23 protein-coding genes and 1 riboswitch are annotated in these 23,627 nt (G+C 32.7%); of the genes, 16 read left to right on the plus strand and 7 right to left on the minus strand.

Translation table 11 applies throughout. The annotated features are described in order from the left end of the window. The first annotated feature begins 18 nt into the window (after positions 1–18). The 5 genes from ACTPNM_RS10765 to ACTPNM_RS10785 all read left to right on the plus strand — a co-directional run bounded on the left by ACTPNM_RS10765 (position 19) and on the right by ACTPNM_RS10785 (position 3,241). Positions 19–600, plus strand: a complete 582-nt coding sequence (locus ACTPNM_RS10765; RefSeq protein WP_440121770.1) for a Crp/Fnr family transcriptional regulator — start codon at positions 19–21, stop codon at positions 598–600. A gap of 66 nt (positions 601–666) precedes the next feature. Beyond that, positions 667–1,290, plus strand: a complete 624-nt coding sequence (locus tag ACTPNM_RS10770; protein WP_124588972.1) for an FMN-dependent NADH-azoreductase — start codon at positions 667–669, stop codon at positions 1,288–1,290. 504 nt (positions 1,291–1,794) lie between these two features. Next, positions 1,795–2,436, plus strand: coding sequence for a hypothetical protein (locus ACTPNM_RS10775; protein WP_440121771.1), 642 nt, complete (start codon positions 1,795–1,797; stop codon positions 2,434–2,436). A 59-nt stretch (positions 2,437–2,495) separates the two neighbouring features. Continuing rightward, a complete protein-coding gene (locus tag ACTPNM_RS10780) occupies positions 2,496–2,879 on the plus strand; it encodes a hypothetical protein (RefSeq protein WP_440121772.1) in 384 nt (127 codons plus the stop codon). 11 nt (positions 2,880–2,890) lie between these two features. Continuing rightward, on the plus strand, positions 2,891–3,241 hold the full coding sequence (locus ACTPNM_RS10785) for a hypothetical protein (RefSeq protein WP_440121774.1): 351 nt from the start codon (positions 2,891–2,893) through the stop codon (positions 3,239–3,241). Positions 3,242–3,648: 407 nt separating this feature from the next. Here the strand turns inward: ACTPNM_RS10785 and ACTPNM_RS10790 are convergent, their stop codons facing one another. After that, positions 3,649–5,055, minus strand: a complete 1,407-nt coding sequence (locus ACTPNM_RS10790; protein ID WP_440121775.1) for a glycosyl hydrolase family 18 protein — start codon at positions 5,053–5,055, stop codon at positions 3,649–3,651. A 598-nt stretch (positions 5,056–5,653) separates the two neighbouring features. Between ACTPNM_RS10790 and ACTPNM_RS10795 the strand changes: the two genes are divergently transcribed. From ACTPNM_RS10795 to ACTPNM_RS10805, 3 genes are all read left to right on the plus strand, one after another. Then, the gene (locus ACTPNM_RS10795; protein ID WP_440121777.1) at positions 5,654–6,016 is read left to right on the plus strand and encodes a hypothetical protein; all 363 of its coding nucleotides are present in this window, start codon (positions 5,654–5,656) and stop codon (positions 6,014–6,016) included. Positions 6,017–6,019: 3 nt separating this feature from the next. Continuing rightward, positions 6,020–6,790, plus strand: a complete 771-nt coding sequence (locus ACTPNM_RS10800; RefSeq protein WP_440121778.1) for a hypothetical protein — start codon at positions 6,020–6,022, stop codon at positions 6,788–6,790. 174 nt (positions 6,791–6,964) lie between these two features. Next, positions 6,965–7,165, plus strand: coding sequence for a hypothetical protein (locus ACTPNM_RS10805; RefSeq protein ID WP_440121779.1), 201 nt, complete (start codon positions 6,965–6,967; stop codon positions 7,163–7,165). Between the two features lie 15 nt (positions 7,166–7,180). Here the strand turns inward: ACTPNM_RS10805 and ACTPNM_RS10810 are convergent, their stop codons facing one another. Further along, entirely contained in the window at positions 7,181–7,999 is an 819-nt protein-coding gene (locus tag ACTPNM_RS10810; RefSeq protein ID WP_440121781.1) for a helix-turn-helix domain-containing protein, read from the minus strand. A 229-nt stretch (positions 8,000–8,228) separates the two neighbouring features. Here ACTPNM_RS10810 and ACTPNM_RS10815 point away from each other — a divergent pair, with 229 nt between their 5' ends. The 3 genes from ACTPNM_RS10815 to ACTPNM_RS10825 all read left to right on the plus strand — a co-directional run bounded on the left by ACTPNM_RS10815 (position 8,229) and on the right by ACTPNM_RS10825 (position 10,825). Continuing rightward, complete coding sequence (locus ACTPNM_RS10815; protein WP_440121782.1) at positions 8,229–8,642, plus strand: cupin domain-containing protein; 414 nt, start codon at positions 8,229–8,231, stop codon at positions 8,640–8,642. After that, positions 8,642–9,697, plus strand: a complete 1,056-nt coding sequence (locus ACTPNM_RS10820) for an alpha/beta hydrolase (RefSeq protein WP_440121783.1) — start codon at positions 8,642–8,644, stop codon at positions 9,695–9,697. Before ACTPNM_RS10815 ends, ACTPNM_RS10820 begins: the two co-directional genes overlap by 1 nt. A 129-nt stretch (positions 9,698–9,826) precedes the next feature. Continuing rightward, positions 9,827–10,825, plus strand: coding sequence for a BtrH N-terminal domain-containing protein (locus ACTPNM_RS10825; protein WP_440121785.1), 999 nt, complete (start codon positions 9,827–9,829; stop codon positions 10,823–10,825). A 39-nt stretch (positions 10,826–10,864) separates the two neighbouring features. On the opposite strand, the gene ACTPNM_RS10830 is transcribed toward ACTPNM_RS10825, so the two are convergent. Beyond that, positions 10,865–11,287 (minus strand): DUF3995 domain-containing protein, encoded by a 423-nt coding sequence (locus ACTPNM_RS10830; protein WP_440121786.1) that lies wholly within the window; start codon positions 11,285–11,287, stop codon positions 10,865–10,867. A 49-nt stretch (positions 11,288–11,336) separates the two neighbouring features. Between ACTPNM_RS10830 and hutI the strand changes: the two genes are divergently transcribed. Further along, a complete protein-coding gene (hutI, locus tag ACTPNM_RS10835) occupies positions 11,337–12,569 on the plus strand; it encodes an imidazolonepropionase (RefSeq protein ID WP_440121787.1) in 1,233 nt (410 codons plus the stop codon). Between the two features lie 124 nt (positions 12,570–12,693). Next, positions 12,694–13,701, plus strand: a complete 1,008-nt coding sequence (locus tag ACTPNM_RS10840) for a formimidoylglutamase (RefSeq protein WP_440121788.1) — start codon at positions 12,694–12,696, stop codon at positions 13,699–13,701. 221 nt (positions 13,702–13,922) lie between these two features. Here ACTPNM_RS10840 and ACTPNM_RS10845 read toward each other — a convergent pair whose 3' ends face one another. The 4 genes from ACTPNM_RS10845 to ACTPNM_RS10860 all read right to left on the minus strand — a co-directional run bounded on the left by ACTPNM_RS10845 (position 13,923) and on the right by ACTPNM_RS10860 (position 19,837). Further along, entirely contained in the window at positions 13,923–14,711 is a 789-nt protein-coding gene (locus ACTPNM_RS10845; protein ID WP_440121789.1) for a PhzF family phenazine biosynthesis protein, read from the minus strand. Between the two features lie 235 nt (positions 14,712–14,946). After that, entirely contained in the window at positions 14,947–15,903 is a 957-nt protein-coding gene (gene metF, locus ACTPNM_RS10850) for a methylenetetrahydrofolate reductase [NAD(P)H] (RefSeq protein WP_028891826.1), read from the minus strand. 238 nt (positions 15,904–16,141) lie between these two features. After that, a complete protein-coding gene (gene metH, locus ACTPNM_RS10855; RefSeq protein WP_440121791.1) occupies positions 16,142–18,817 on the minus strand; it encodes a methionine synthase in 2,676 nt (891 codons plus the stop codon). Between the two features lie 3 nt (positions 18,818–18,820). Then, on the minus strand, positions 18,821–19,837 hold the full coding sequence (locus ACTPNM_RS10860) for a homocysteine S-methyltransferase family protein (RefSeq protein ID WP_440121792.1): 1,017 nt from the start codon (positions 19,835–19,837) through the stop codon (positions 18,821–18,823). A gap of 50 nt (positions 19,838–19,887) precedes the next feature. After that, positions 19,888–19,992, minus strand: a riboswitch (SAM riboswitch). Between the two features lie 509 nt (positions 19,993–20,501). Between ACTPNM_RS10860 and ACTPNM_RS10865 the strand changes: the two genes are divergently transcribed. Genes ACTPNM_RS10865 through ACTPNM_RS10875 form a run of 3 tightly spaced genes read left to right on the plus strand, consistent with a single transcriptional unit; the run spans position 20,502 to position 23,458 of the window. Beyond that, a complete protein-coding gene (locus tag ACTPNM_RS10865) occupies positions 20,502–21,515 on the plus strand; it encodes an efflux RND transporter periplasmic adaptor subunit (RefSeq protein WP_440121793.1) in 1,014 nt (337 codons plus the stop codon). Continuing rightward, complete coding sequence (locus tag ACTPNM_RS10870; RefSeq protein ID WP_440121794.1) at positions 21,515–22,774, plus strand: ABC transporter permease; 1,260 nt, start codon at positions 21,515–21,517, stop codon at positions 22,772–22,774. The genes ACTPNM_RS10865 and ACTPNM_RS10870 overlap by 1 nt, the downstream gene beginning before the upstream one ends. Beyond that, the gene (locus ACTPNM_RS10875; RefSeq protein ID WP_099214192.1) at positions 22,775–23,458 is read left to right on the plus strand and encodes an ABC transporter ATP-binding protein; all 684 of its coding nucleotides are present in this window, start codon (positions 22,775–22,777) and stop codon (positions 23,456–23,458) included. Positions 23,459–23,627 lie beyond the last annotated feature (169 nt).

Here is a 23,627-nt window from a genome sequence, read left to right on the forward strand (position 1 = left end):
TTTTTTGAAACCATTTAAATGAAAGAAACCTTAATTACATCAATTTCAAAATACATCAAGTTAACTTCAGAAGAAAAGAATATCATTAAAAGCTTTTGGACTGAAAAGACTCTTGAAAAAGGAGAATACCTTTTAAGAAATGGTGATGTGTGTAGAACCGATAATTTTGTAATTAATGGAACTCTTAAAGCCTTTTATATAAACGCTGCTACAGGAACAGAAGAAGTTTTATATTTTGCTATAGAAAATTGGTGGGCTACAGATATTGATAGCTTTCAAAAGCAACAACCTTCTATTTATAATATCCAAGCAATAGAAGAAACCAACTTATTACAGATACGCTATGACTCTTTTCAAGAAATGCTTAAACAAATACCTAAATTGGAGCGTTTTTTTAGAATTATACTCGAAAACTATCTTGGTAGCTTGCAAAGAAGAATAATTCACAACAATGTGTATGATGCTGAACAACGGTATCTTGATTTTATAAAAGACTACCCCAAAATAACAGACAAAGTTCCTCAATACTTAATTGCTTCGTACTTAGGTGTAACTCCTGAGTTTTTAAGCAGAATTCGTAAAAAACACAAACCATCTTAAACTAGGTCAATTTTTTTCATTTCTTATACAACGAACTTTGCCATATCATGTAAACAATATTAAGATATGAACAAAGTACTTATTATCAACGCAAGTGTAAGAAACGAAAAATCGCACAGTAGGCAATTAACTCAACTCTTTGTAAAAAATTGGCAACAAAAGCATCCTAACGATACATTTTCATACCGAGAGGTTGGATTAAAAGAAATACCTCCTATCAATGAAAAATGGATTGCTAGTGCGTTTATTAAGCCTGAAGACAGAACAGCAGAAAATCAATTAGGAGTTAACTTGAGCGATAAGCTAATTAAAGAGTTTAAAGAACACAATGTGTATGTTCTTGGAACACCTATGTACAATTGGTCTATACCTAGCGGATTAAAAGCTTACATAGATCAGCTTATGAGAATTAATGAAACATGGAAATTCCGCTCAGGAACACCCGATGGTGATTATGTTGGCTTACTGAAAAACAAAAAAATGTTTATTCTATCTAGCCGAGGTGATACTGGCTATGGTGAAAATGAAAAAAACGAGCACATGAACTTCCAAACTACCTATTTAAAGTTTGTTTTTGGAATTATGGGCATTAAAGATGTTTCAATAATTTCTTTAGATAATGAGGAGTTTGGAGGGGCTATTTTTGAAAACTCTAAAAAGAAGATATATCAAGAAATTGAAGCTATTTAACCCACCATCAAAATGCTGTTAATACTTATGTTAACAGCGTTTTTTAATGCCTTCTTTATTTAACACAGCACCTAACAAACATTTTTCTACACACGCATCAATTTTTATCTTTTTACTTGTTTGGTGTTGCTCCCCTTAGACAGTGAATGACACTCCCCTTAGGCGGGGAGTATCGTTCCCCTTACCGAGGGAGTGTCACTCCCCTTAGGCTTGGGGTGGCGACCCGATTAGGCTTGGGGTGGCGACCCGATTAGGCTTGGGGTGGCGACCCGATTAGGCTTGGGGTGGCGACCCGATTAGGCTTGGGGTGGCGACCCGATTAGGCTTGGGGTGGCGACCCGATTAGGCTTGGGGTGGCGACCCGATAAAAAAGTTACACTTTTTTATCTTCCTTTTTTTATATTTGGATGAGTAAAAATTGCTACGCCCTCTAATTATTTTACTATTTAAGGTTGTATTGTGGTTTTATACTATATATAAATTAGTTAACACCAATTTAAGAAAATGAGAATACTTAAATTAATATTATGTCTACTCTTACTTAATAGCTGTAATAAAAAAACTGAAAACCCTATACTAGTTGATAAAAGTATTATAACAGAAATTGACAGTATTGTGGAAATAAAACAATATGGAAATCATAGTATTGGACAATTAAATTTTAATATACGTGATATTAAAAACGCTAATGAATTTAATAATGATAAGTCTAGTGACTTATTTTCTTTTCTTAAAACTCAAAGGGACTTAAATATGAAATTCATAAAATCTGTTTGTAATTGTAATTTATCTAATGATACTATCAAAATTATTGGTGGACAAGGGTACACAGGAGGTGTTGGTTTCTTTTTAAAAATATATAAAGATAGTATTTCAGGAAAAGTATCTTTATTAACTACTAAGAAAGTTTATTCCAAATCAAAAGAAGAAAAAGACCTCTTTGACAACATTAATCTTTTAACTGACGAAATTAAACTAACAATAACAAAACCTATAGAATATAAGATAAACGAAACTATAAAAGGAAAAATATACTTAAAAACAGAGCCTTTTTATCAAAAAAATATAAAAGGAGAAATAAAAAAGATAGTACCCTCTTTTGATATTATTTTCACTTGTAAATTACAACAAAATAACTTACAGTAATATATAAAGAGTGTTGCCTGATTTTACCTTTTTATAAAGCCATAAACAAGACTATTAAAATGACTCACTTTTTATTAAATGATTCTCAGGAATATACTGAAGAAACTTATGAGGAAGCTAAAACTAGATATGTACTATTTGGAAAAGATATTTATCAGATTCTAAAAGAACATGAACCTGAAATTTTCAATAATTTAAAGTTTTATAAAGCAACTAAACTCATTGAAAAGACTACTTGGAGAGAAGCTGAGACCGAAAATAGTTATGCAATATATGACGATGGAAAAGTATCTTTTGGCATACAATTAGAGCCTATGTCAGCTGTTATTTGTTTACATAATCAACAAACTCAAATAGAAATTGGAGACTGGGACGGAAATGATTATTACGCGGAATCTATAGAGTTTATAAAAAAAGAATTAATGACAGCTGTGATAAAATAAAAAGGTATAAAATGAGATTAAAAAACACATTACTAATTACATTCTTCTCTTTAAGTTTATTAAGTTGTAATTCAAAGAAGCAATTAGAAAGTAAATGGGTTAAGCTTACTAGTGCTAATAGTGAACAGGTTGAAATTAAAAGAATAGAACAGCTTAGTGATTTTATTTCTAAAATAGATGGTCATTTTAAAATGAATGGAATTACTCAAAGTAAAGACACTTTAAACCTATTAACTCAAAGGAAGGATTCTGTAAAAATAGACCATATAAATCTTTTAATTTATTGGAAAGAAAACAGTTTCCATGCAAAAAACTGGAAGCCTATAAATCAAGACAATATTTACTTATTTTTTAGAGAGTAAACTGTATTAATAGTAGATAATACTTTTAATTATTTATTTGATAATTTAAAAGTTCCTTTTTATATCAAATTATTATTTTGTAGGTTGGCTATTAACACTTTTAAGTGAATGGGCAGATACTTATAAAATAATTCAAGAGATGTTGAGATTTAAATATAGCTCAATCTTTTATATTAAATAGGTAAATTCAACATAATGCAATAATTTGATTATCTTTGTGTTATAATCAACTCAACCTATGTACAGTTTCAAGAGCCGGGGGGCTAATTGCTGTGCATGAAAAAGCAAGAGCATCCAAAATTTGGATGCTCTTTTGTTTTTAATTATTAATTTCTATTTGTTATTCTCATATTACTCAAATACCTTTAACTCTTATAGGAATATACTCTTTCCTATTATACTAAAACTTAAAGAGAAAGCGTCTTTTCGTTTAATTTCTGAGCTACAAAAGGCTTAGCAAAAACAGCATTTAAACTGGCAATAATTTCTGTATGACTACCATTAGCCAACGGAACGCTTACAGTAGCACCTTTAAATGCTACTAAACTTTGTCCTGCCTCAGCAGACTGTTTAAAAGGTGTTTGCATAGCTGAACCATTCATAGTTCCAAAAGGACCATAAGAAGCTCCGCTTTTACCTATTAAAGTTATTTGTAACACACATTTCCAACCATACCATACACCAGTGTAACCAGAAACAGCCACAATTGGATCATTTAACGGAATATCTATCGTTTTAGCTACTCCACTATTTCCACCATGCTGTGGCAAAGTAAACACTCCAACATTTCTATTCTCTGTACCCGTATTATAAGGTCCAGTTCCAGTATTAACAGTCTGGATAGCATCAAGTACATCACCCGAACGAATCGTCATTTGCGTAATGTTTGGATTTCCAGCAGCTCCAACTATCTGGGTATCATCAAATGTATTACTTGATAATGGATTTGCTAACTGATTAAGAATCATAAATTGGGCTTGCTCAAACTGGAAGTTTCCAGAATTAAAACGCCACATAAAAACATCTTGATAATCATAAGTAGTACCCTTATTAGTAAATCCTTCAGAAACTCTATTCCAAACTTGTTGAGCACTAGAGTTTGGTGCTGCATTCCCTGGCTCAAATTGCGCTCCATAACCAATTTTCTTTGGTGATATTCCTGCATTTATAAAGCTAGATAACGGTGTACCATCATAAAACTGTGGTGATACAAAATCAAATGCGTTATTTACAGTTGGATAATCAATCGAATTTGTTGGCCATGCAGGAGTAAACGACAAGTAATATTTTACTGGCTGCTTATCAAACACAGAGCGAATTGTAGAAAACAAGACTTTAAATTGAGATTGAGTCATACGTGTAGACACATTACCTTCCCAGTCAATGTCTAATCCATTCATTCCATTCTCTTTTAAATAAGCTACCAGATTATTAGCAAAATTAGTTGCTTCTTCTTGTTCGTTTCCACCAGGAGAAAAAATAGACGCCAGTGTGTTATCTCCCGAATAGACCATCGTTGCTAAAAACTTAATATTCGGATTCACTTGTCGAGCATCCTTAAGTACATAGTTTAAATAATCTTGATTCGTAAGCCCGCCCGGGTGTGATGAGTCTCCCATTTTAATGGTTGAACCTTTGGTAGCTGCAACTACCTCAAAAAAGGCTATTCCAAGTGATGTTACACTATCGTATACTTTGTGTTTAATAAGCGATTGAAAACAGCTGTCAGGACTTTTGTAGTTTGTCTTTGGTGGTTCATCTTCATTTAAAAAGATCCAAGCGTTAATGCCGTAGGGGAATTGAGAATTTTTCATAATATATTGTATTTAATGTTTACTAAATTATTTTCGACAGCAGATTAAAAACCTAATCAAATACATTATATATCTAACAAACATAGGCTTTACCTGAGTACGAATGCAGCTTTTTAAAGTCCCCTACTGCACTTATTGTTTTTATTTCATATCATTTACTGTTATAAAGTTGAGAAATTAATAAGCACGGTTTACAAAAAAGGTAGTAAACGACTGATAGTCAATCACGAATACACGTATTACATGTATAAAAGAAAAAACAAATAACTAACTGATGTACAATACCTTTAAAAGAATACGGCATGCTATGCTGACAAACATTTTTCTACACACGCACCCGTTTTTAGCTTTTTTATTGTTTGAAGTTACTCTCCTTAGATATAAGATGTTGTACCTATAAAAGTCGCATCCTTTCTTGTGTTTATTTTTTTATATTTGGGAGAGTGAAATTGCTAAAAAACTATATATGCTTCATACAAACAAAAAATGCTCTTCTATGTATTATATTGATTGTAAGTTGACAAGAAAATAATATTGAAACCAGACTCTTTACAATTTAACTCTCTTGACAGAATCTTAAAATAAACAAAATTAAGCTATGAAACTTAAAATAGATAATGATTATAAAGTAAATATTTTTGGAAAACAATTCAATAGTCTACAACATATGGGGATTTTAATTGGATATTTCTTTTTCTTAATGATACCTTGGCCAATACTTAGCAACTCATATTTGTTCATTCCAATAGCTATGGCGATACTTCCCATTATACTTCCAGAATTTATTTATCATGATATTTATAGTGGAGTAAAATTGTATAAGACATTAATGTATGGAGGATACTTTATTACAACATTCATTTATACACGTTTTTTCCTAGATTCTTCTCCTTTTGTTAGTATCATTCATCTTATTGTTTATGCCACTTTTGGATATATTTACTCTAAAAAAATCAACTAACAAATGGAAACACTAAAAATAATATTTGTAATATTATCTCTTCTATTTATTGCTATCCCTGTAATTGGGGTTGTATTTTTATTAAGATATATTATAAAAAAGTCTCGTTCAGAACAACCAACTCATATTCTTGCTAAAGAAAAAAAAGAACTAAATTCTAAAACTCATTCTAAAAAGAAACATTTAATTAAATGGCAATCAGACTATATAGAAAACATTTCAAATAATTTGGATTACAATTTTAGTAAAGGTTTTACAAGAAAATTTAATGGGTATATTAAAACTTTAGAAAATGAACGTATTGTTTCATTTAGGAGAATAGACAGAGGTGCTTTGAATTTAACTTCAAGAATACTTGCTGTAACAAGTGATTCCGAAATTTATTATAATCAATCAGGAAATGAGATTTTAATTGAGTTTAATGGTTTATATTTAGGTAAAATTCTTAACAATACTAATTTAATAGATCATACAAACCAAAATATTGGTTTTTTTAATCGAAATCGAAGTACTTCAGATTTTTATACTATACAAATCAATGATAAAAAAATTGCTTATGTAGTTAAAAACTCTGATAGAAGAACATTTGTTAGAAATCCTTTTCATGAATATCATTCAGAAAGTTCTATTAAAAAAGATACTATTTGGGAAAAAGACGTTAAATATTCAAACTTAATGAAGCTTTATAAAGAACCTTCTGAAAATGAATATAATTGGGTTCTTGCAATAATAATTTATGAAGCTATTTATTATGGTATTGATTTTACTCAATAATTAATTAAAAAGTATTAATACCGTATAAAATCTATTGTTAATCCACCCCCAATTAAGAAAATACTCGCATATTTTCTATTCGATCTTCATTTACTAAATTAGTTGCTCTAATAGGTAACTAAACACACACTAAACTGATGGTGTTATTTAACTTTTGCTATAATTGATATTACGTTGAATACGTCAATGGAAACCACCTATCTTAACTCGGCAATTCTAGGATATCTAATTTTCAGTTTTATTGTATGGAATAAAACAAATAAAAGCGGAAAGCATTTCCGAATTGGAATTCCTTTAACTATAATTGGTTTCTTTATTGTAAAACGAATCAATAAAACTAAATTGAATAAAAAAGCAGTTCAACAACGTGTATAATTAATTGCTAGCTTCCTACTCCAACCTACTTCTGTATTCCGAAGGTGTTAGTCCAAGTAATTTTTTAACATACCTAGTAAAGAATGATCTACTTGAGAATTCCATCATATCTGCTAACTCAGCAATACTTAGGTTTTGATTCTCTAAAAGAACAATCAATCGTTCTTTTACAAAACGTTGTATCCACTCAGAAGCAGTAATACCTGTATTCTGTTTACAAACAAAATTTAAATGTTTGGGAGTGATAAATAACTTATCCGCATAGAACTTAACCTCACGCTCGGTCATGCAATAATCCTGTACCAAATGAATAAAACGGTCATAGATGCTTCCGCTTTGCGGTGTTCGTTTATTTCGGTCAAATTCCGCAGCAAATACATGCCACATTTCCAGCGTAAAAAGGTGCATTTGTGTTTTGGTTAGCTCAGTATAAAAGGTATGGTCCTTTTCCTGAAGCTTATCATACAGCAACTGAAAATTACTCAAAACTTTCTGTTTGTTTTTTTGCTCGTTAAAGTGCAATACTGGATGGTCGCGTGTATGAATAAGCACATCTATACTCCAGCTGATATCAGGCAAATTACTATTTAAAAACTCTTCATCTACCAAAAGAACAGTTGCCGTGAAGTTCTTTGTAAATGATATATGAGATACTACACTATGGGCATACCAAAATACAAATTCACCTGCTGATGCTTTAAGCTGTCTCCCTTTAAATGTAAAAGAGATTTCACCACTATGACAATAGATATGCGTATGGTAGGTTTCTAAAAAATTCTCAGTAAACTGAATTCCTCCTGATCCTTCAAACAATAAGACTTTATGCTTCTTCATTTTTACTGTTTTTCTCTACACTCATTACTACATATGTAATATATGACACAATCTACGAATTAAATGTAACAAATAGAGCAAAACAACATCGTAAATTTGTACCATGGTTAACCAATTAAGAAAAATTGAAATGCATAACACAACAAAAATAAAAGTACTGACACTCCTATTAGGATGCTTTATTCTTCTTGTAGGATGTCAATCAAAAAACCAAAAAAATATAGAAATCATGGAAAAAATCAAAAATAAACTAGATGCTATCTTTCCTAAAGGCGAGAAAGGATCAAATGAACTATTTACAGGAAATGCCTTTAACTATGGACTAGTGGCTCCCGACTCTGTATTTACAACAACAGTGGGTAATGTCTACTTTGAACCTGGAGCTAGAAGTAATTGGCACAGTCACCCTGCTGGACAAATCCTAATCATTACTGATGGTGTTGGCTATCATCAAATTGAAGGAGGACCGATTGAGACTATTAAAAAAGGAGATGTAGTAAAATGTCCTCCAAATGTAAATCACTGGCATGGTGCTAGTCCTGATGTTGGCTTACAACAGCTCTACATTGTACCCAATATTGAAAAAGGAATTGTAGACTGGAAAGAAGCTGTTACAGATAAAGAGTATTTAAAAGAGAAATAATGAGAACGTTAATACTAGCAATAGCTACACTTTTATGTGTGAGCTACTCAAACGGTCAGAATAATACTATTAAAAAAACAGAAAACATGTATCAAGAAACAGAACATTATACGTTTGAATTAAGTGAAAACGTAACACGAGAAAAGGTTACTTTTAAAAACCGATATGGAATAACATTAACTGGTGATTTATACTCTCCTAAAAATAAAGGAAACGAAAAGTTACCTGCTTTAGCTACCAGCGGACCTTATGGTGCTGTAAAAGAACAATCATCTGGATTATATGCTAATCAACTTGCCCAACGTGGATTTGTTGTGGTAGCATTCGATCCTTCATTTACAGGTGAAAGTGGAGGAAAACCAAGAAATGTTGCATCACCTGAAATATTTACAGAAGACTTAAGTGCAGCAATTGATTTTCTTGGGACTTTATCCTATGTTGATCGAAACCGTGTTGGAATTATGGGAATTTGTGGATTCGGAGGTTTTGCTTTGAATGCAGCTGCTGTAGACAAACGTGTTAAAGCTGTGGCAGTGGCAAGTATGTACGATATGTCTCGTGTAACAGCAAAAGGCTACTTCGACAGTGTAACCCCAGAGCAACGTACACAGATGTTAGAACAACTAAGTCAGCAACGTTGGGCTGATGCTGAAAATGGTGAACCTGCATATAGTCCAGCAGGACTTCCTTCAGCAGATCAATTAACAGGAGAAGAACCTGAATTTGTTCAAGGATATGTTAGTTATTACAAGACTGAAAGAGGTTTTCATCCACGTTCTATAAACTCAAATGGATCATGGACGATGACGACTCCTATTTCATTGATGAACATGCCAATTATGACATACATCGAGGAAATTTCTCCAAGACCAATTTTAGTAATTGCAGGAGAAAATGCACATTCTAGGTATTTTAGTGAAGATGCTATTAAGGCTGCTGCAGAACCCAAGGAGTTAATGATTATTCCTAACGCAGTTCACACTGATTTATATGATAAAATAGATGTAATTCCGTTTGCTAAGCTTGAAGTATTCTTTAAAGAGAACTTGAAATAAAAAAACCACTGCACATTAATATCTAAAAAAAGCGGTATGAGTCTTAACTTATACTGCTTTTTTAATTTATAGTTGACATAGGGTTGTCACAAATTACTAATAGCTTTGTGTTATCACAATAAAAAGATTATGATAATAAAAGATTTCAAGCCATTTAACGGTCAACATTGCGAAACTACCACTACAGGGAGTTTATTATATCAACTTGATATTAACCTTTCAGAACCCATGTTGTTTGGAATCGGAGAAGGTTTAGGTTATATTTTTTGGAATATGAAGATTATGGACTTCCCCTTTATAGGTGGTAGAGTTAAACCAGATGTTTTGACTGAAAATATTTGTAGAAATCTAAACTTAAATTTAGAGGTCAAAGAGACTTCCTCTATAAAAAAAGCATGGAAAAATGTTCAGCAATATATAGCGCAAGGAAAAGCAGTAGGCTTAAAATTAGATTGTTATCATTTAGATTATTTTACTACAAAAATTCATTTTGCAGGTCATTATGCTTCAATCTATGGGTATGATGACCAACTAGCATATTTAAACGATACAAATCAACAAGGTAGAGATGCTAAAACTACACTAAAAAACTTAGAACTAGCAAGAAATGAAAAGGGGCCTATGTCTTCCAAAAACCTTTCTTATACTATTTCTAAAAAAGAAAAAACACCTGATTTAAAAAACATCATTAGACCTGCTATTTACAATAATGCTACTGATTTTTTAAATCCACCTATTAAGAATATTGGCTATAAAGGAATATTTAAAACGAGTAAAGAAATTAAAACGTGGTTTGAAACCAGTAAGGATATAAAAAGGGATTTTCAAACTTCTGCATCTCTTATGGAAAATGGAGGTACGGGAGGTTCATTATTTAGAAAAATGTATAGTAATTTTCTTAAAGAAAGTGGAGAACTTCTTAACTCTAAAACTTTAATTAAATCGAGCGAAGAATACAGTGCTATTGCTAAATTATGGACAAACGTTGCCGATTTATTCAACGAAATAGGAGAAACAAAAGAAATTAAATATGTTAATTACGCTTCTGAAATATTAATTGAATTATCAGAAAGAGAAAAAATAGTAATGGAACAGCTAAAAGAAACCTGCTCAACACTTAAAAATTAACTGTTAAGCAGGTTTATTATATTGTCTTAATGATTTACGTTAAAGCGCTATTAGTAATCCAACCACTCCTAAAAATAAACATAGTGGAGAAAAATACTTAGTATCGTTTACGGCAAACTCTGTTGCCTTGGTTTTCTTAAAAAAGCCTACATACTTAAAATCACCAATAGCCCTAATTATAAAAATACTAGCCACAACGTAAAGTCCATAGTCTTGCAACCATGTAGGCATTGAATTCAGCGTAAATAGCTGTATTTTTTCTGCATACACAACAGCAAAAGCACCTATTACTATAGCTACTACAAAAGTTAGTGCTTTGGGTGGATTCATTGCTTTTTCATTTGCTGTTTTAGTAGGTATTACAGCATCTACCCATAAAGTTCCACCAAAAGCCCAATAAACGTGAATTAACGAAATAGAAAAGAGTATTAAAACGCAAATCACTCCTAAAAAATGTATCATAAATTGTAGTTTTTACCGTAAGTTTGTCTAACAAATTTAAGCATTCAACATGACAACTTTATTCATAAACATCAAAGAATTAATCCAAATTAGAGAAACAAGTACTAAAAAAGTATCAGGAGCTTCGATGAACATTTTACCTACCATAAAAAACGCTTTTTTATTGGTTGAAAACGGTATTATTACTGACTATGGAAGCATGAAAAAAGCTCCTACTTCTGCTGATAAAACTGTGGACTGTACTGGTAAAATGATGTTACCTACTTGGTGTGATTCGCATACACACATTGTATATGCAGGAAATCGTGAACAAGAGTTTGTGGATAGAATTAACGGATTGAGTTATGAAGAAATTGCCAATCGTGGTGGTGGTATCGTAAACTCTGCAAAAAAGTTACAAGAAACTTCAGAAGAAGAATTATACCAACAATCGGCAAAACGATTAGAAGAAGTTATTGCTTTAGGTACTGGAGCAGTTGAAATAAAATCAGGATATGGCTTAACTATTGATGCCGAGTTAAAAATGTTACGTGTTATTAAAAAGCTACGTGAAAACTATAATATTCCTGTAAAAGCTACATTTTTAGGAGCGCATGCCTTTCCTACTGAATATAAAAACAACAAAGAAGGATACATCAATTTAATTATTGATGAAATGCTACCTAAAGTTGCAGAAGAAAACCTTGCTGATTTTGTAGATGCTTTCTGTGAAACAGGATATTTCTCGGTAGAAGATACCGACAGAATTTTAACCGCCGCTCAACAATACGGGTTAATACCGAAAGTACACGTAAATCAGTTTACAACTATTGGAGGTGTTCAGGTAAGTGTAAAACACAATGCCTTATCTGTAGACCATTTAGAAGTTATGAATACAGAAGATATTGAAGCATTGAAAGGAACGCAAACCATGCCTGTTGCCTTACCATCTTGCTCGTATTTTTTAAGTATTCCGTACACACCTGCACGTGATATTATAAATGCAGAGTTACCTTTAGCCTTAGCTACCGATTACAATCCAGGATCTACTCCATCAGGAAACATGAACTTTGTAGTAGCAACAGCTTGTATTAAAATGAAAATGACACCAGAAGAAGCTATTAATGCAGCTACAATTAACGGAGCGTATGCAATGAATTTATCTGATGAGGTTGGAAGCATTACCAAAGGGAAAAAAGCAAACTTAATCCTAACTAAAGAAATTCCTTCTTATGGATTTTTACCGTATTCATTCGGAAGTAACTTAATAGATTCAGTATTTATCAACGGAAAAGAGGTTTAAATTACACGCTGTCATTCCGAGTGATAACGAAGAATATCATTAAGGTGAGTTACGAACATTCTTGAGATTTCTCCTTTCGTTACACTTCAGTTCGAAATGACGTTTTCTAAAAAGACAATACAATATGCTAACAATATTCAACGAAAAAGACATACAAGAATTTGTAACCCCACGTGAAGGTGAAACAAAATTAGGTGAGTGCGTTACAGTTATCAACTCTAAAAAAGAGCTACAAGAGGAACTTAAAAACTCAACTGCTTCTTTTGTTATTTTAGGAGTTCCTGAAGATATTGGGGTTCGTATGAATGGAGGAAATGGTGGTGCACATACTGCTTTTGTTCCTGCTTTAAAAGCATTCTTAAATACACAGCAGAATCAGTTTATCGACGGAAATAACATCTTAGTTTTAGGATATTTAGATTGTTTGGACGATGTATATAGCTTTGACGTTAACGACAGAGAGAAAGGCGATTTATTAGTAAAAACAATTGATAAAGAACTTTCTAACCTTATCAAAGTCATTGTTAAAAGTGGTAAAACACCAATTATTATTGGTGGAGGTCATAACAACGCTTACGGAAACATTAAAGGACTTTCTGAAGGAAAGGAACAACCTGTAAATGTAATTAACCTAGATGCGCATACCGATTTACGTCGTTTGGAGGAACGCCATAGTGGTAACGGATTTTCGTATGCTTTACAAGAGGGTTTTATTAAGAACTACTTTATGTTTGGATTACATGAAAACTACACGCCTCAGTATGTTTTTGAAATGATTCACGATAGTTTAAACTTAGAATACAACACCTTTGAAGAGTTAGAAGTCTATCAATCTACTTCTTTTGATGGTGAGTTACAACGCGCTGAAAGCTTTATAGAAAATGCTCCTTTCGGAATTGAGATTGACTTGGATTGTGTGCAACACTTTCCTAGTAGTGCCATGACACCTAGCGGATTTACACCACAACAAGCACGTAGATTCACACATTATTTTGGTAAGTTACAAAATGCTTCTTATTTACACATTTGTGAGGGTGCTCCAGCAGTTGTTAAAGATGACATTGCTAACGGACAAGTAGGAAAATATATTAGCTATTTAATTTCTGATTTTATAAAGGCTAAGAGCAATTAATAATTACTTATAAGAAGATAAGTAAGTCATTGCGAACAGAGTGAAGCAATCTTTATATTTTGAATTCTAAATAAACAGATTACCTCGTCGTATTCTCCCCACAATGACTGTTCGTCATTTCGACCGAAGAGAGAAATCTCATTAAAACTAATAACAGGCTTTCATAAGATTTCTCACTCTTCGTTTCACTCGGTTCGAAATGACAATTCTTTAAACACTCGTTATTCTATCCATAAGCTTCCTTCTGAATACGTTTTAGCTTTACCGCTAATTATAACCCTATCCTTTTTATTTTGGCACTTTAATACTCCTACTCTTTCAGAAACTTGTATTGCATCAAGATTATCTTTATTCAATCGAAAACTCCAAAATGGTACCAATGAACAATGAGAAGAACCAGTAACAGGATCTTCCAAAATAGAGGATTGTGGTGTAAAATATCTTGATACAAAATCGGAATTATCTCCTATAGCTGTAACTACTACCCCTCCTGGATCTAAATTTATTTGATCAAAGGTCTGCCTATCTACTTTTATATTTTTTATTTTCTCTTCAGAATCATATACTAATACATAATCTCTAGATTTTAAAACCTCTTTAGGTTGTATATTTAAAGACTTCTGAATGACTTCAGGTAACTCAGAAGCAACAGGCATTCGAGATGGTAAATTCATCGAATAAAAGTTCTTTTCAATCGTAATAATTAAATCACCACTTAATGTTTCAAATACTATTTCGTTATGAGGGTAGTTTAAAATTGAATGTAAACAATGAGCTGTAGCAAGTGTTGCATGCCCGCATAAATCCATTTCAATTTCTGGAGTAAACCACCTTAAATGTATTTTCTCTCCTTTATCAACAAAAAATGCTGTTTCTGCCACAGCGTTTTCTTTTGCTATTTTTAAAAGAACTTCATCTGGCAACCAATTTTGTAACGGAACAACACATGCTGGATTTCCTCCAAATACTTTATCTGTAAAAGCATCTATTTGGTATAATGGTAATTTCATCTTTTTCATTATTTAATACGTAAATATATTACTTTCAATTTTGTCACATAAAAGACATAACCACATCATAATAACAGTAAGAAATTTCTTACTCTTTTGAATGAGACTCCTCTCTACCGTTTGGTATAACAAGAAGTAATCTGTTTGTCGACTTACAGATTGCTTCACTCTGTTCGCAATGACGGTTAGTGATCAACTTCCTCAAAGAATTAAACCTTTGGCTATCGCCCTGCGATTAAAAAACAGCCTCTGCAATTTGTTGAATATTCGTTGATCTTCCCATCGAATAATAATGTAAAATAGGTACACCTTTTTGTTGTAATTCCTTACTTTGAGCAATACACCACTCCACTCCTACTTGTCGCACTTCCGCATTACTCTTACAATTCACAACCTCTTTTACCAACGCATCAGGTAAATCTACCTTAAAACGGTGTGGAATTAAATTCAACTGTTTTTTGGTTGAAATAGGTTTTAAACCCGGAATAATTGGAACAGTTATACCTTCTTCTCTACATTTTTCTACAAACTCAAAATACTTTTGATTATCGAAAAACATTTGTGTTACCACATAGTTTGCTCCATTTTTTATCTTCTTCTTTAAAAAATGAATATCAGAATCTAAACTTGGTGCTTCCATGTGCTTTTCAGGATACCCTGCTACACCAATACAAAAATCGGTTTTTGATGAGTTTTGCAAGTCATCATCCAAATACCTTCCTTTATTTAAGTTCTCTATTTGTGTAACTAACTCACTTGCATACGCGTGCCCATCATTTTCAGGTTTAAAATAAGTTTCGCTTTTTACTGCATCACCACGTAAAGCAACTACGTTATCAATTCCTAAAAAATCGAGGTCTATTAAAAAGTTTTCAGTGTCTTCTTTAGTAAAACCTCCACATAAAATATGCGGAATGGCATCTACTTGGTATTTATTTTGAATAGCCGCACAAATACCGACAGTACCCGGACGTTTTTTTACTACTTGTTTTTTTAAGAGTCCGTCTCCTAACTCTTTATACACGTATTCTTCACGATGGTAGGTTACGTCTATAAACGGGGGATTAAACTCCATTAATGGATCAATATTTTTAAATATTGACTCTATTGTATCTCCCTTTAACGGTGGAAGTATTTCAAACGAAAACAACGATGTCCCGTTAGCTTTTTCTAAATGTTCTATTACCTTCATAAGTGTATCTTATAAAGGCGTATTTAACTATACCAATGAAGCTGCAATCAACGATATTGCTGCCATTACCAGTAGCTGTATTGCAAATCGAATCTCTAAATTATACTTTTTCATTTGTCTAATTTTATTGATTTTTTATATGGCAATATTACTACTGTTTTCTAGCTTTTAGTTTACCTAACTTAAAACTTATTGTTAATTAAATACGCTCTTTTGTTTGTTTATTTTTAAATTATTCTTAATTGTCTGATATGTTTGGGTGTAACCATTTTCTGGCTTTTTCTAAGGGAATGTTTTTCCGCTCTGCAAAATCTCTTACTTGGTCGTCTGTTATTTTACCCAAACCGAAATATTTAGCTTCTTCATTGGCAAAATAATATCCTGAAACTGCTGCTGCTGGCCACATGGCTAAACTTTCTGTTAAGCTAACCCCTATATTTTCTTCAACTTGTAAAAGTTCCCAAATCGTTTCTTTTTCTAAATGATCTGGACATGCAGGGTATCCGGGAGCAGGACGAATTCCTTTATAATCCTCTTTTATTAATTCATCATTCGTTAAATTTTCTTCGGAAGCATAACCCCAATGTTTTGTTCTTACTCTGTGATGCAAATATTCAGCAAAAGCTTCAGCAAAACGATCGGCAATAGCTTGTGCCATAATTGCATTATAATCGTCATAATTTTCTTTGTATTGTAGCGCTAATTCATCAGCTCCAAAAATGGCGGTACAGAAAGCCCCTATATAATCCGATCTATCTGTTTCCTTTGGAGCAATAAAATCTGCCAAGGCAAAACTTGGTTTACCTTCACGCTTTTTTAATTGCTGACGTAACGTTCTAAATACAGCAACTTCTTTTCCTTTCTTTTGAACTGAAATATCATCATCGTTAATAGAATTTGCCTCAAACAAACCAAAAATAGCTTTGGGCTTTAATGCTTGTTTCTCTATAATTTGTTGCAACATCTTTTGAGCATCTGCAAACAAATTGGTTGCCTCTACCCCTACTACTTCATCTTCTAAAATATCAGGAAACTTTCCGTGTAAATCCCACGAGCGGAAAAACGGACTCCAATCAAAATACGGTACCAAATCTTTTAAACTTACTTGTTCTAGTTTTTGTATTCCTAGTTCTCTAGGCTTGGTAATATTTGTAGTATCCCAATCTATTTTAAATTTTCGCTCTCTTGCTTCTGCAATAGGTATGTAATGCTTTTGTTTTCCTCGTTTTAAGAACTTATCACGAAATTCTTCGTAATCTTTCTTCAATTTGACTACGTATTCATTAGAGGTTTCTTGGTTCAACAAATCTCCTACTACGGTTACCGCTCTTGAAGCATCATTTACGTGTACTACTGCATTTTTATACTGTGTGTCTATTTTTACAGCCGTATGTGCTTTTGAGGTAGTTGCCCCACCAATCAATAATGGAATTTCTAAATTTTGACGTTCCATTTCTTTGGCTAAATACACCATTTCATCTAACGAAGGAGTTATCAATCCGCTTAAACCAATCGCATCTACCTTCTCTTTTTTAGCGGTTTCTATGATTTTTTCTGGTGGAACCATCACACCTAAATCAACAATCTCATAATTGTTACAGCCTAATACTACAGATACAATGTTTTTACCAATATCGTGTACATCTCCTTTTACGGTCGCCATCAATATTTTTCCAATAGCTTGCTGTTCCTCGCTTTTTTCAGCTTCAATAAACGGGTTTAAGTAAGCGACTGCTTTTTTCATTACTCGGGCAGATTTTACTACTTGCGGTAAAAACATTTTTCCTGCACCAAACAAATCTCCTACTACATTCATTCCCGTCATTAAATGTCCTTCAATTACATGTAGTGGTTTTGCTACACTTAAACGTGCTTCTTCTGCATCTTCTTCAATAAAAGCATCTATTCCTTTTACTAAAGAGTGTGTTATACGGTCTTGTAACGGTAAACTTCTCCATTCTAAAACCTGCTCACTACTTTCTTTTTTAGTTCCTTTTACCGTTTCTGCAAACTCCAATAAACGTTCAGTTGCATCATCTCTCCTATCTAAAACAACATCTTCAATATGTTCTAATAAATCCTTCGGAATATCATCGTAGACTTCTAACATCGTCGGATTCACAATTCCCATATTCATTCCTGCTTTAATAGCATAGTATAGAAATACCGAATGCATCGCTTCACGTACCACATTGTTTCCTCTAAAAGAAAACGATACGTTGCTCACCCCTCCACTTACACTTACATGGGGTAAATTTTCACGTACCCATTGGGTAGCTTCAATAAAGTCTAATGCATTTTTTCGATGCTCCTCCATTCCCGTAGCTACAGGAAAAATATTTAAATCGAAAATGATATCTTCTGGCGGAAAACCGACAATGTCAGTTAATATGTTGTACGAACGTTCTGCAATTTCAATTCTTCTTTCGTAGGTATCGGCTTGTCCTACTTCATCAAAAGCCATGATAATTACTGCGGCTCCGTATCGTTTAATCTGCGTAGCTTCCCAAATAAATTTTTCTTCTCCTTCTTTTAAAGAAATAGAATTTACAACCGATTTTCCTTGTACTACCTGTAATCCAGCTTCTATTATTTCCCATTTAGAGCTATCAATCATAATAGGAACTCTGGCAATATCAGGTTCTGATGCTATTAAGTTTAAGAAACGTACCATCGCTTCTTTCCCTTCTATTAAACCATCATCCATATTAATATCGATGATTTGCGCTCCTCCATCTACTTGATGACGCGCAATCGCTAAGGCTTCGTCGAACTTTTCTTCTTTAATTAATCGAAGAAATTTACGCGATCCTGCTACGTTTGTACGTTCACCTACATTGATAAAATTACTTTCGGGTGTAATAATTAACGGTTCTAAACCAGATAACTTCATATATCGTCTTTCCTCACTCATCTACTAACTATTTTGTACTGCTGCAACAAATTCAGCTTTTCGTGGTTTATACTTCGCGGCTACTGCTGCAATCGCTGAAATATGTTTAGGCGTGGTACCACAGCACCCTCCTATAATATTGATTAAGTTTTTCTTTAAGTATTCTTCTATTTGCTCCGCTGTTTCTTCTGGAGTTTCGTCATATTCTCCAAAGGCATTGGGTAATCCTGCATTTGGATGAGCAGAAATAGCAAAGTCTGTTTTAGAGGCTATCGCCTCTAAGTGAGGCTGTAATAAATTGGCTCCTAAAGCGCAATTGAATCCTACAGATAGTAGCGGAATATGAGAAATAGAAATTAGAAAGGCCTCGGCTGTTTGTCCTGATAATGTTCTTCCAGAAGCATCGGTAATCGTACCAGAAACCATGATAGGAATTTCTATATTTCGTTCCGCTTTTACCTCTTCAATAGCAAATAAAGCGGCTTTAGCATTTAAGGTATCAAACACAGTTTCTACTAACAAAATATCTGATCCTCCATCAATTAAAGCTTCTACTTGTTGTTTATAAGCAGTGCGTAACTCGTCGAAAGTTACCGCTCTGTACCCTGGATCATTTACATCTGGTGACATACTTGCCGTACGGTTAGTAGGTCCGATAGAACCTGCCACAAATCGAGGTTTGTGTGGTTCTTTGGCAGTGAACTCCTCAGCTACTTCTTTGGCTATTTTGGCAGATTCATAATTTAACTCATATACCAAATCTTCCATTTGGTAATCTGCCATGGCGATAGTAGTTCCTGAAAAAGTGTTGGTTTCTACAATGTCAGCTCCTGCAGCAAAGTATTTTCTATGAACTTCTTTTACAGCTTCAGGTTGTGTGATGGACAACAAATCGTTGTTTCCTTGTAACGGTGTTGGGTAGTCTTTAAAACGTTCTCCGCGAAAATCTTCTTCAGTAAACTTATATTCCTGAAGCATGGTTCCCATAGCGCCATCGAGCACGAGAATTCGTTTTTGTATTTCTTGATAAATGTTTGACATTCCTGATATTTAGTGTAATGTTATCAGGAAAAGAGGAAAGAAAATTCTTTTCGTTATCTCTCTGCCGAAGCAGTAGAATGTAGCACCTTCTTTGTTTGCACAAAGGGTTGCTAAGGTTTCAAAGGGTCTATTCCCTCCACCTTTCTTGATAACATCAATACGTTAATGAACGGCGCAAAGTTATAGTATTATTTTTTATTTACCCAATTTTTATTTTAGAATTAAATTGATAAGAGAAAAAGAACATTTGGTTGTTTGAACAAAAACCGCTTGATTTATTGTTTTCAAGATAATTCAACTTGCCCTTTAACAACCTTATAACTTTCTATTATTCAAAAAAGTAAACATTTTAGAAAAAATTACTCAATTGTTATTTGTTTTACTTTTCTAAAGCATTTTTTGCTAACTTTAAGCTAAATTGAAAAATAAATACCAATAGTGTGTAATAAGTATGAAGAAAACTCTTATTCAAAATGTTTTTTTACTCGCTTACGACTAACTTCTCTACAGAAAATAATTGTTAGCAAGTCTCATAGCTATCTATACACTAGTCTTTGTACTTTATATAAAAAACATAGCTCTTACCATATTGATAATGAAATTTGAACAAAAATTATTTTTCTCCTTAATATTTTTCTTAACACTCTATTCTTGTACAAACAAAATGGAGTCAACAACGCCTGAAACTAAAAATATTACTGAAAGTGTTTACGCAACAGGTTTTATAAAAGCTAAAAACCAATACGAGGTTTTTGGCCAAACAATAGGTGTTATAGAAAAAATATTTGTGCAGGAAGGTGCTCATATAAAAAAAGGAACTCCTCTTTTTCAAATAGATAATAAGAATTTGAAAATCGCAACCGAAAATGCAAAACTAGTATCCTTTGCCGCCGATTATACGAGGAATAAAGACAAGTTGCTTGATGCAGAAAAAACTATTGATCTCGCAAAGAAAAATCTCACTTATGATTCATTGCAGTTTCAAAGACAAAAAAATCTTTGGAGTAAAAATATAGGAAGTAAGCTGCAGTACGAACAAAAAGAGTTAAACTATCAAAGGTCTAAAGCAGAATATATAAAAGCAAAAACTAATTATAACGACCTCAAACGTCAATTAAAATTAGCTTCTGGTCAAAGCAAAAATAATTTAGAAATTGCTCAATTAAAGGAAGACGATTTTGTAGTAAAAAGTGAGATAAATGGTTTAGTTTATCAAATCAACAAAGAAGAAGGAGAAATAAATAGTGGTGAAAAACCTGTTGCAATTATTGGTACTGAGGATTTCATTATAGAATTAAGTGTTGACGAGAAAGACATTGTTAAGATAAAAAAAGGACAACAAGTTATCATACGAATGGACAGTTATAAATCACAAGTTTTTGAAGCTAAAGTTATTTCTATTGAACCGATGATGAATATTAGAACACGTTCATTCCAAGCTGAAGCTATTTTCACCAATAAGCCTACTAAACTTTTCCCTAACCTCTCTTTAGAAGCAAACATCATTATCCAAACAAAACAAAATGCTTTAACAATACCAAGAAAGTATATAATAAATGATACTTATGTTATGTTAGAGGGCGGGCAGCTTCAAAAAGTAGAAACTGGTTTAATGGATTATGAGTTAGTTGAAATTATAAGTGGAATAGATAAATCTACAAAGATTCAATTACCATAATGAAATATAAATACCTTATAGAAATTGCAGGTGCACTTATGCTTGCTCGTTGGAAACAAACCCTTGTTGCAGCTATTGGCGTTACTTTTAGTATTGCTCTTTTTGTAGCGCTACTAGGGTTTATGGAGGGACTTAACAATTTATTAGATGGAATAGTTTTAAATCGTACACCACACATTCGTTTGTATAATGATATCAAGCCTTCTCAACAACAACCCATAGATTTAAGTGAAAAATATAAAAATTATCACAATTATATTAGCTCAATAAAACCAGCGAATACTCGTATAGAAATATATAATGCTCAACAAATCATAAATAAGCTTAAAAAGGATGATCGTGTTGAAGGTGTTGCTGCAAAAATAACAACACAAGTCTTTTACAATTTCGGAAACATTGACCTTAATGGAATTATCAATGGTATAGAAGTTAATCAGGAGTCAGCACTTTTTGCTTTTAGTGATTATGTAATGGAAGGAAATTACCAAGATCTCGAGAAAGTCCCCAATAGCATAATTCTTGGATATAGCGCAGCGGAAATTATCAATGCAAAAATAGGAGACCTTATAACGGTTACTTCAACTGAAGGAGAACAGTTTTATTTAAAAGTTGTCGGTTTTTTTCAGTCAGGCTTGGTTGAAATTGATAAAGTACAAAGCTTTACCAGCTTACAAACAACAAGAAAACTGCTCGGTGTAAACAGCAATTACGTTAGTGATATTCAAATAAAACTCAAGAACCTAAACGAGGCTCCTGCTTTAGCTAATGAGTATGAAACATTTTTTAATGTTAATGCAGAAGACATTCAAACAGCCAATGCTCAATTTGAAACAGGTAGTAGCGTACGTTCTATTATTTCATATGCTGTTGGTATTACATTATTGATTGTTTCAGGGTTTGGAATCTATAACATCCTTAATATGTTAATTTATGAAAAAATGGATACCATTGCCATTCTTAAAGCTACGGGGTTTGCAGGTAGCGATGTAAAGAATATATTTATTACTATTTCCTTAAGCATAGGTATTGCTGGAGCTTTAGGAGGGTTATCATTTGGTTTTCTATTATCCTTGGGTATCGATTCAATTCCTTTCAACACCCCTTCATTACCCAAAGTAAATACCTACCCTATTGATTATGGAATACAGTACTATACTATAGCAGTAGTATTTGCAATGGCAACAACTTTCTTGGCGGGCTGGATGCCTGCTAAAAAGGCTAGTAAAGTAGACCCAGTAATTATTATAAGAGGAAAATAAATGGAAAAGAATATAGTACTAGAAGCACATTCCATCTTTAAGTCATTCTATAACCCAGTTAGAGTTGATATATTAAAAGATGTATCTTTTAGCTTAAATCGTGGTGAGTTTACTTCTATTGTTGGTAGGTCAGGTAGCGGAAAATCTACATTACTCTATATTCTATCTACCATGGATACAGACTTTACAGGTGAGCTCATAGTTGATGGTTCATCTGTACATACTAAAACGGAAAAAGAACTAGCTGCTATACGAAATGAAAAAATTGGTTTTGTATTTCAATTTCATTATTTACTAAACGAGTTTAGTGCTTTAAAGAATGTAATGCTTCCTGGGTTCAAATTAAATAAAGTGAGCCAAGAAGAATTAGAACACAACGCTTATGCTTTTTTAAAAGATTTGGGTATTGAAAAGTTAGCAAACACAATGGCTTATAAATTATCTGGAGGTGAAAAACAACGAGTTGCTATTGCTCGTGCTATGATAAATGATCCTCTTATTATTATGTGTGATGAACCTACAGGGAATTTAGACAGTAAAAACGCAGACATTGTTTTTAATATATTTAAAGAACTGACACAGACCTATAACAAAACACTCTTAATGGTGACGCATGATTTAGATTTTGCTGAAAAAACAGATCGTATTATTGAATTGGATGACGGGAAAATTGTCAGGATATAAATAATTAAACTATGATAAAATAGTAGTCTTTAAAATGGAATAATTTCTATAACAGTATCCTATTATCCAAACCTTTTACACCCTATTATAACCGTACTTCTTTGTACGATTTTTTATTTTGTCATATATTAGATGCTTGAAACGAAAAGAATAAAATTGCTAAAACTTC

This window comes from Tenacibaculum sp. Ill (assembly GCF_051938915.1).
Classification (GTDB): domain Bacteria; phylum Bacteroidota; class Bacteroidia; order Flavobacteriales; family Flavobacteriaceae; genus Polaribacter; species Polaribacter larymnensis.

What these genes read in the sequence shown, in the direction of transcription:
- ACTPNM_RS10765 (WP_440121770.1), top strand. Translation starts at nt 19, where the DNA reads ATGAAAGAAACCTTAATTACATCAATTTCAAAATACATCAAGTTAACT.
- ACTPNM_RS10770 (WP_124588972.1), top strand. Translation starts at nt 667, where the DNA reads ATGAACAAAGTACTTATTATCAACGCAAGTGTAAGAAACGAAAAATCG.
- ACTPNM_RS10775 (WP_440121771.1), top strand. Translation starts at nt 1,795, where the DNA reads ATGAGAATACTTAAATTAATATTATGTCTACTCTTACTTAATAGCTGT.
- ACTPNM_RS10780 (WP_440121772.1), top strand. Translation starts at nt 2,496, where the DNA reads ATGACTCACTTTTTATTAAATGATTCTCAGGAATATACTGAAGAAACT.
- ACTPNM_RS10785 (WP_440121774.1), top strand. Translation starts at nt 2,891, where the DNA reads ATGAGATTAAAAAACACATTACTAATTACATTCTTCTCTTTAAGTTTA.
- ACTPNM_RS10790 (WP_440121775.1), bottom strand. Translation starts at nt 5,055, where the DNA reads ATGAAAAATTCTCAATTCCCCTACGGCATTAACGCTTGGATCTTTTTA.
- ACTPNM_RS10795 (WP_440121777.1), top strand. Translation starts at nt 5,654, where the DNA reads ATGAAACTTAAAATAGATAATGATTATAAAGTAAATATTTTTGGAAAA.
- ACTPNM_RS10800 (WP_440121778.1), top strand. Translation starts at nt 6,020, where the DNA reads ATGGAAACACTAAAAATAATATTTGTAATATTATCTCTTCTATTTATT.
- ACTPNM_RS10810 (WP_440121781.1), bottom strand. Translation starts at nt 7,999, where the DNA reads ATGAAGAAGCATAAAGTCTTATTGTTTGAAGGATCAGGAGGAATTCAG.
- ACTPNM_RS10815 (WP_440121782.1), top strand. Translation starts at nt 8,229, where the DNA reads ATGGAAAAAATCAAAAATAAACTAGATGCTATCTTTCCTAAAGGCGAG.
- ACTPNM_RS10820 (WP_440121783.1), top strand. Translation starts at nt 8,642, where the DNA reads ATGAGAACGTTAATACTAGCAATAGCTACACTTTTATGTGTGAGCTAC.
- ACTPNM_RS10825 (WP_440121785.1), top strand. Translation starts at nt 9,827, where the DNA reads ATGATAATAAAAGATTTCAAGCCATTTAACGGTCAACATTGCGAAACT.
- ACTPNM_RS10830 (WP_440121786.1), bottom strand. Translation starts at nt 11,287, where the DNA reads ATGATACATTTTTTAGGAGTGATTTGCGTTTTAATACTCTTTTCTATT.
- hutI (WP_440121787.1), top strand. Translation starts at nt 11,337, where the DNA reads ATGACAACTTTATTCATAAACATCAAAGAATTAATCCAAATTAGAGAA.
- ACTPNM_RS10840 (WP_440121788.1), top strand. Translation starts at nt 12,694, where the DNA reads ATGCTAACAATATTCAACGAAAAAGACATACAAGAATTTGTAACCCCA.
- ACTPNM_RS10845 (WP_440121789.1), bottom strand. Translation starts at nt 14,711, where the DNA reads ATGAAATTACCATTATACCAAATAGATGCTTTTACAGATAAAGTATTT.
- metF (WP_028891826.1), bottom strand. Translation starts at nt 15,903, where the DNA reads ATGAAGGTAATAGAACATTTAGAAAAAGCTAACGGGACATCGTTGTTT.
- metH (WP_440121791.1), bottom strand. Translation starts at nt 18,817, where the DNA reads ATGAGTGAGGAAAGACGATATATGAAGTTATCTGGTTTAGAACCGTTA.
- ACTPNM_RS10860 (WP_440121792.1), bottom strand. Translation starts at nt 19,837, where the DNA reads ATGTCAAACATTTATCAAGAAATACAAAAACGAATTCTCGTGCTCGAT.
- ACTPNM_RS10865 (WP_440121793.1), top strand. Translation starts at nt 20,502, where the DNA reads ATGGAGTCAACAACGCCTGAAACTAAAAATATTACTGAAAGTGTTTAC.
- ACTPNM_RS10870 (WP_440121794.1), top strand. Translation starts at nt 21,515, where the DNA reads ATGAAATATAAATACCTTATAGAAATTGCAGGTGCACTTATGCTTGCT.
- ACTPNM_RS10875 (WP_099214192.1), top strand. Translation starts at nt 22,775, where the DNA reads ATGGAAAAGAATATAGTACTAGAAGCACATTCCATCTTTAAGTCATTC.